5 protein-coding genes are annotated in these 8035 nt (G+C 71.1%); all 5 read left to right on the forward strand.

From position 1 onward, the window contains the following. From KLK06_RS41505 to KLK06_RS41525, 5 genes are read left to right on the forward strand one after another with little or no spacing between them, the layout of a single operon-like run. Nucleotides 1-2088 carry an exo-alpha-sialidase gene (locus tag KLK06_RS41505; protein WP_214641192.1) on the forward strand — a complete coding sequence of 696 codons (2088 nt, stop codon included), beginning with the start codon at nucleotides 1-3 and terminating at the stop codon, nucleotides 2086-2088. Beyond that, nucleotides 2085-3983, forward strand: a complete 1899-nt coding sequence (locus tag KLK06_RS41510; RefSeq protein WP_214641193.1) for a beta-L-arabinofuranosidase domain-containing protein — start codon at nucleotides 2085-2087, stop codon at nucleotides 3981-3983. Before KLK06_RS41505 ends, KLK06_RS41510 begins: the two co-directional genes overlap by 4 nt. Then, entirely contained in the window at nucleotides 3980-5818 is a 1839-nt protein-coding gene (locus KLK06_RS41515) for a trehalase family glycosidase (protein WP_214641194.1), read from the forward strand. Before KLK06_RS41510 ends, KLK06_RS41515 begins: the two co-directional genes overlap by 4 nt. Continuing rightward, the gene (locus KLK06_RS41520; protein ID WP_308168690.1) at nucleotides 5815-6996 is read left to right on the forward strand and encodes an FAD-dependent oxidoreductase; all 1182 of its coding nucleotides are present in this window, start codon (nucleotides 5815-5817) and stop codon (nucleotides 6994-6996) included. Before KLK06_RS41515 ends, KLK06_RS41520 begins: the two co-directional genes overlap by 4 nt. A 15-nt stretch (nucleotides 6997-7011) precedes the next feature. Next, nucleotides 7012-7863, forward strand: coding sequence for a phytanoyl-CoA dioxygenase family protein (locus tag KLK06_RS41525; protein ID WP_214641195.1), 852 nt, complete (start codon nucleotides 7012-7014; stop codon nucleotides 7861-7863). The last annotated feature ends 172 nt before the right edge of the window (nucleotides 7864-8035 follow it).

The following is an 8035-nucleotide window of genomic DNA, read 5'->3' on the forward strand; positions in this document are numbered from 1 at the left end:
ATGCCCATGCCCATCAGCCGACGGACGTTCGCCCTGGGGCTCGCCGCAGGTGCCGCCACGACCGCCTTGCCTTCCCCCGCCGCGGCCTCCCCGGCCGGAGCCGAGCCGTTCTTCGCGGAGTCCACCTTGTGGGACTCCGCCGTGGATCCCCTGGCCAGCTACCACGTGCACGCCCTCGCCGTACTACCCGACGACACGATCCTGGCCTGCACCGAAGGCCGGCACCTGGTGTGCGACGCCGGACCGCACGACCTGCTCATCCGCCGCAGCACCGACAAAGGGCAGACCTGGAGCCCGTCCGAGGCGGTGGCGCTCTCCGTCGACGGCCAGTCCTGGTCCAACCCCACCTTCGTCGTGGACCGGGTGACGAGCGAGGTGTTCCTGCTTTACGGGCTCTGCGTGCAGTTGCCGGAGAACACCAGTTGCTCCGCCGACTCCAGCACGATGTACGTCACCTCCAGCAAGGACGGCGGCGCCACCTGGAGCGAGCGGCGCAGCCTGGCCGGCCTCTTCGACCACTTCCCGTACAACTGGGCGATGCACGGCCCGGGGCCCGGTCACGGCATCCAGCTCGACTCGGGCCGGCTGATCCTCACCGTCTCCCACCGGACCATCATCAGCGGCGTCCCCACCACCGAGCGCCACTACGGCGCCTCGACCCTCTACAGCGATGACCACGGCAGCACGTGGCAGGCCGGCGGCGAGGTGCCGATGGCCGCGGGCTATCCCACCGTCGGGGAGGCCAGGCTGGTGCAGCGCGAGGACGGCACGGTGGTGATGAACAGCCGGCCAGGTTCGGGCAACGACTGGCCGCGCGACATCGCGGTCAGCGTGGACGGCGGTCTGACCTGGTCACCCCCCACCATGGACTTCAGCCCCGGACTCTTCAACGGCGTCGACACCAGCCTCCTGCGCTACACCGGCGGACCGCGCAGCCGAGACGTCAACCGCATGCTGTTCAGCCGGCCCGACGCGCCGATGCGCTGGAACATGACGGTCGCGGTGAGCTACGACGAAGGCTACTCCTTCAGGTATGCCCGCTCCGTCAACCCGGGCCGGGGATACTACTCGGATCTGGCGCGCCTGTCGGACGGCACGATCGTTCTCCTGTACGGCTGCGACGGCGACCTCGACGGCACCCCACGGCGCGTTGCCGCCGCCCGGTTCAACCTGGAGTGGGTGACGCAGGGCCGAGACAGCCTGGCCACCGGCCCGAAGCTGACCGAGATGACGCACGACCTGGGTCGCACGGCCGTGCGGGCACGCCGGTCAGGCGGGACGGCGTCGGTGGTCAGCGAAGCCACCGCGCGCGGCGGTGCCCGCGCGGCCTTCGCCCCCGCCGCGACCGGGGACTTCATCGAGTACCCCTTCATCGTCGCCGCCCGCAGCCGTGAGCAGGAATTATGGCTGCGTTACTACCGATCCGGGGACGGGGGCCTCATGGCGGTGACCGTGGACGGGAAGACGCCGCGTAACTCCACGCTGGATCTGACGTCGTTCCGCGGTGACGGCTACGACGTCGTTCTGCTGGACCGGATGAGGTTGCGACCCGGCCTGCACACCATCCGCTTCACGCTGGCCGGCGCCGGCCGGGGTGGCGGCACCGCCATCTCACTCGACCAGCTGAGCCTCATCCAGGCCTCCGCCGCACCGGACGTCCGCGAGGAGGTCACCGTCGACAACGGCGGGCTCGGCTTCGACACCACCGGCACCTGGCCGAGCAGCAGAGGCGTCTTCGGTTACTACGGATTCAACTACCTGACGCACGCTCGCGGCACCGGCGCCAACCTCGCGCGGTGGCGACCGGCGCTCCCGGGCGACGACCGTTATGAAGTGCTCGTCTCCTACGCGGCCGACCCCAACCGGGCGACCAACGCCCCGTACGTCGTCCACCACGCCGAAGGCACGACTCCGGTGGCCGTCAACCAGAAAGTGCGCGGTGTGCCCGAGGCCCGCATGGGCGAGTGGATCTCTTTGGGCACCTTCCCCTTCCGAGCCGGCCTCGACGGATATGTCGAGCTGAGCGATGCGGCCGACGGTGTGGTCATCGCCGACGCCGTCCGGTTCCGACGACAGGCGCGAGCGTGACGGCCCCCGGCGGCCCGGCCGCGCCCACCTCGACCGCCGCGGTGGCGCTGCGCCCGCTGCCGCTCTCGGGCAGCCGCGTGGTCGGCGGGTTCTGGGCGCGGCGGCTGGCCGCCAACCGCGCCGCGATCCCGCTCGGACATGAACGGCTGCTCGAGGCGGGCAACATCGGCAACCTCCGGATCGCCGCCGGGGAGGCCACCGGCACGGCCCAGGGCGCGAGCTTCCGGGACTCCGATGTCTACAAATGGCTGGAGGCGGTCGCCTGGGAGCACGCGCGCAGTCCCGACGAAGGGCTGCTGGACCACCTGCTCCAGCTCAGCCGGACGATCGCCGCGGCGCAACGCGACGACGGATACCTCAACTCCGCCGTCCAGATCCGCGGCGAGGAACGGTACGCGCGACTGTGGACGAGCCACGAGCTCTACTGCGCCGGCCACCTGATCCAGGCGGCCGTGGCCGCGGCGCGGGCGACCGGCGAGGTCCAGTTGCTGCGGGTCGCCACCCGGTTCGCCGACCAGCTCGCCGACACCTTCGGGCCCGATCGGCGCGGTGAGCTGGACGGGCACCCCGTGGTGGAGATGGCGCTGGTCGAGCTGTACCGGCAGACGGGCGTGCGCCGGTACCTGGACCTGGCTCGTCACTTCGTCGAAGCCCGCGGGTACGGTCGGGCCGCGAAACCGGGCTTCGACCCCTCGCACTACGGCGACCCCGCCCACTACTCCGACCGGCTTCCCGTACGCGAGGCCGAGACGGTGGAGGGGCACGCCGTGCGCGCCCTCTACTTCGCCGCGGGCGCCACCGACGTCGCCATCGAGACCGGCGACGCCGAACTGCTGGCCGCGGTACGCCGGCAGTACGACACGATGCGCCGCCAGAAGCAGCACATCACCGGCGCGGTCGGCTCACGCTGGGATGGCGAGGCGTTCGGCGAGGCGTACGAGCTGCCGCCCGATCGGGCCTACGCGGAGACCTGCGCCGCGATCGGGGCGATGCAGTGGGCGTGGCGGCTGCTGCTGGCGACCGGGGAACCGGCCTACGCCGACCAGCTCGAGCTGCTGGTGTACAACGCCCTGCTGCCGGCGGTGTCGCTGCGCGAAGCGGACTACTTCTACGTCAACACGCTGCACCGGCGGACCGGCGCACGGGGTGATGTGCAGCGGTCACCGGCGTACGGCCGCCGTCCGTGGTTCAACTGCGCCTGCTGCCCGCCCAACGTGATGCGTACGCTGGCCGGCCTCCCCACCTACCTGGCGACCGGCACGGAAGACGGACTCCAGGTGCACCTGTACGCCCAAAGCACGCTGACCTCGGGCGGCCTCACCGTGGACGTCGAAACCGACTACCCATGGGACGGCCTGGTCACGGTGACCGTACGAGAGGCGCCGGGGCGTGAGGTGGAACTGGCGCTGCGCGTACCGGACTGGGCCGAAGGATCCACCCTGGATGACAAGCCGGTGGCGTCCGGCGGCTACGCCCGTACGCGCCGGGTGTTCCAGGCCGGCGATCGGGTGCTGCTGCGGATGCCCATGCCCGCTCGGGTCCTGGTGGCCGACGACCGCGTCGATGCCACGCGCGGGTGCGTCGCCGTCGCCCGTGGGCCGCTGGTGTACGCGATCGAACAGCCCGACCAGCCCTCTGGCGTCGTCCTGGAGGACGTCCGCATCGATCCCACCACGCCGCTGCGACTCGAACACCGGCCGGACCTGCTCGATGGCGTGATCGTGCTCAGGGCGGACGGCGCGCTCGCGCGGGGACCGGCGGAGTCCCCGTACCGGCCCTACGGGCAGCCGGTGGCGCCGGCGCGGTCCACGGACATCACGCTGATCCCCTACTACGCCTGGGCCAACCGCGGCCCGCACGCCATGCGCGTGTGGATTCCCCGAAGGAACGCATGACGAACTACGCCCATATCCAGGCCTCGCTCGCCCGAGGGTGGAACACCTGGGACACGCGCAGCGTGCTCACCCACGTGCTCCTCCCCGACGCCCTGGGTCTGTCCCTCGGCCTGAAGGAGTACTACCGGGGCACCTCACTGCGCGCCGCCCAGATCGGCCGCCGCACCGAAGGCGCGGAGACCGTCACCCTGGGCCGGCACGCCTACGACGGCCGCTACACCGAGACGACCGTGACGTGGGCGGGCATCACGATCCGGGTGCAGGCGGCGCACGCGGGTGCCGACCTGGTCGTGCTGGTGACACCCACCGCCAACCAGCACAAGAGCGCGCTGCTGACCGCCGGCGTCGGCTACCTGTGGAACCGGCCCGGCTCCGTCACCCGCGATGGGGCCCGGATCACCGCCGAAGGACCCGGCGGGACCGTCCAGGTCTTCTGCACCGCCCCGCACGTCGACGACCCCTACACCGACATCGACGGGCCGTACCTGGCGATGGAGCTGACCGGCGCCGTCGGCATCAGCACCGGCCGCGCCCGCGACCTGCCGGAGATCGCGGAGATCGTCGCCCGCGCCGCCACCGAGATCGGCACGGCCGGCACCGACCCCGTGGCGCAGCACCGCGAGATCGTCAGGGACGCCATCTCCTGGAACACGATCTACGAACCCGCGCAGTCCCGCGTGCTCACGACCGTCAGCCGGCTCTGGAACGTCGGCAAGCGCGGCGGCTATGCCCTGTTCTGCTGGGACGCGTTCTTCAACGCGCTGCTGGCGGCCGTGTCAAGCAGGGAACTCGCCTACGTCAACACCGTCGAGATGCTGCGCGCCCTGACGCCGGAGGGTTTCGTCCCGAACGTCGAGCAGGGCACCGGCCGCAAGACCTACGACGGATCCCAGCCGCCGGTGGGCTCGCTGGTGGTCCGCGAGCTCTACCGCAGGTTCGGCGACCGGTGGTTCCTGGAGGAGACCTTCGAGCCGCTGCTGTCCTGGAACCGCTGGTGGTGGCGGGTGCGCAGGGACGGCGACCTGCTGTGCGCCGGCTCGACGTACTTCGACCCCGAGTTCCCCTCACCGCAGGACATCCCCCGTATCCACCAGCACTTCGGCGCGACCTGCGAGACCGGCTGGGACGGCCACCCCGTCTTCGAGGACGTGCCCTTCGACCAGGCCAAGAGCCTGCTCGCCGCCCACGACGTGGGGATGAACAGCCTGTACGCGGCCGACTGCGAGGCACTCGCCGACCTCGCCGACCTCCTCGGCGACCGGGAGGCCGCGGCGGAACTGCGCGAGCGGCACGCGACCGTCGTAGCCGCGATGGAATCCCTGTGGGACGAGCCGAGCGGCATCTACCGCAGCAGGCGCACCGACACCGGGCTGCCGACCGAACGCCTGTCCACGATGAGCTTCTACCCCCTGATGGCCGGCGTCGGCGCGGGGGAACGGACCCGGCGCATGGTGGCCGAGCACCTGATGACCGAAGACGGCTTCGGCGGCACCTGGCTGCTGCCGACCTCACCGCGCGGCGAGCCGATCGACCTCAGCGAAGGCAGCTACTGGGCGGGACGCGCGTGGCCGCCGGTGAACTTCCTCGTCTACCTGGGACTGCTGCGCGCCGGGGAACGGTCCGCGGCCGCGTGGCTCGCCGAAGGCAGCTCCAGGCTGGTGCTCAAGGAATGGAACCAGCACCGCCACGTACACGAGAACTACTCCAGCAGCCACGGCGGCGCGTGCGACAAGCCGAACAGCGAGCCGTTCCAGACCTGGGGCGCGCTGCTCAGCCTCATCGTCCTCATGGAACGCGGCGAGGTCGGCTTCTTCGAGAAGGGTGGTGCGGCGTGACCGGCGCCGAGGCCGACGTCCTGGTGGTCGGGGGCGGAATGGGCGGGGTCGCCGCGGCGCTGGCCGCGCTGCGGCGCGGCCGCACCGTCCTGCTCACCGAGGAGACCGACTGGCTGGGCGGGCAGCTCACCAGCCAGGGCGTGCCGCCGGACGAGCATCCGTGGATCGAGCAGTTCGGCGCGACCCGCTCCTACCGTAGGCTGCGTGAGGCCATCCGTGATCACTACCGCACCTGGTACCCGCTGACCAGAGAGTCCCTGGAGGCGCCCGACCTCAACCTGGGGCGCGGCACGGTCAGCAGGCTCTGCTGCGAGCCGCGGGTGGCCGCCGCGGTGCTGGCCGCCATGGTCAGCCCCTATCTCGCGGCCGGCCGGCTGACGATCCGCTACCTGCACCGGCCGGTGGCCGCCGACGTGGACGGCGACCGAGTCGCCGGAGTGACCTTCGCGGGACCGGACGGCGAGCCGTTCCATGTCCGGGCGGCGTACGTGCTCGACGCCACCGAGCTGGCCGGACCGGCTGCTCAGCCTCGTCGCGCCCGACCCGCGCACGCTGGAGCCGGCGCCGCGCACGTTCGTGCCGCACGCCCCCTCGGGCCCGGTCGTCGCCGACCAGAGCCGCGACCCGGGCGACAAGGACCTGTGGGTGTTCCGGCGCATCGTGTGCCGCGAGGTGTTCGAGCCCGGCTTCGCGGCCAGCGACGTCGTCATCGTCAACTGGCCGCAGATCGACTACCTGCCCGGCCCGCTGATCGGCGTCACCGACGACGAGCGCGCCCGGCATCTCCAGGGCTCCAGGGACCAGGCGCTCAGCATGCTCTATTGGCTGCAGACCGAGGCGCCCCGCCCCGACGGCGGCACCGGCTGGCCCGGGCTGCGGCTGCGGCGGCGAGCTGCCCCTTCCAGATCCCGCTGGGCGCACTGCTGCCGGTCCGCGTCCGCAACGTGTTGGCCGCCGGAAAGAACCTCGGCACCACGCACATCACCAACGGCTGCTACCGCCTGCACCCGGTGGAATGGAACATCGGCGAGGCGGCCGGCGCGCTGGCGGCGCACTGCCTGCGGAACCGGCTGGAACCCGCGCAGGTCCACGAAGACCCCGCCGACCTCGAACGTTTCCAAGCCGAACTGAGCGCCGACGGCTTCGAGCTGGCCTGGCCGCAGGTCCGCGGCTACTGATTCGAGGATGGAGCCATGACGAACACCGAACTGAAGAGCACATACGAGCGCGACGGCTTTCTCGTCCTCCGGGACGCGTTCAGCCCCGGCGAGGTCGGCAAGCTGGTCGAAGAGGCCGTCCGCATCTGCCGCGGCGAACTCGGCGACGTCCAGGGGGCGCTCCCCGCCGGGCCCGCCGACACCGACGACGACGTCCTTCGCCGCTTCCTCTGCGTCCACTACCCGCACAAGCTCTCCGAAGTGATGCTCGCCGCCATGCGCCATCCGGCGATCGTCTCGCCGCTCACCACGATCATCGGCCCGAACGTGAAGTCCATGCAGTCGATGCTGTTCATCAAGTCCGAAGGAGAGCCGGGACAGGCCTGGCATCAGGACGAGATGTTCATCCCGACCCGCGACCGTTCGCTCACGGCGGTCTGGCTCGCGCTCGACGACGCCACCATCGAGAACGGCTGCCTCTGGGTGCTGCCCGGCTCACACCGGTCCGGCGTGGTGTATCCGAACCGTGAGCACGATGATCCGCGCTACGACTGCACGGTGGAGTCCTACGGCTTCCCGTTCGACGACTCCGACGCGGTGCCCGTGGAGGTCACGGCCGGCTCCGCGGTCGTGTTCAACGGCTACCTGCTGCACAAGTCGCTGCCCAACACCGCCAGGAGCGGCTATCGGCGGGCCCTGGTCAATCACTACATGAGCGCAGAGTCGCTGCTGCCGTGGGACGCTCCCCCGGAGGGGACGCCCATGGCGCAGGCGGACCACCGCGACATCGTCCTGGTCGCCGGCGCCGACCCGTACGCGTACAAGGGCCTGCGGGAGGTACGCCGGCCGCGGATCCGCCCGAACAGGGACGGCGGCTGTGACAGATGAAAAGGGAAAAGCCCCGAATATGGCACACATGCACATCCGGAATACGAAAGTCGCCTGGGCGAATCGGGGAAACAGCATACGTATCGAGCGGGACACAAGAATGGCGCGGCCGGGCGGGGTCGGGGTACCCCCAGCAGGCCCGCCCGCCGGAGGCGCGAACCAGCACCCAAGG

Source organism: Nonomuraea sp. NEAU-A123 (assembly GCF_018603905.1).
In the GTDB taxonomy this organism is placed as follows: domain Bacteria; phylum Actinomycetota; class Actinomycetes; order Streptosporangiales; family Streptosporangiaceae; genus Nonomuraea.

Bases quoted from the DNA above. Each gene is read 5' to 3' on its own strand.
- KLK06_RS41525 (WP_214641195.1), top strand. From the start codon at position 7,012: ATGACGAACACCGAACTGAAGAGCACATACGAGCGCGACGGCTTTCTC.
- KLK06_RS41515 (WP_214641194.1), top strand. From the start codon at position 3,980: ATGACGAACTACGCCCATATCCAGGCCTCGCTCGCCCGAGGGTGGAAC.
- KLK06_RS41505 (WP_214641192.1), top strand. From the start codon at position 1: ATGCCCATGCCCATCAGCCGACGGACGTTCGCCCTGGGGCTCGCCGCA.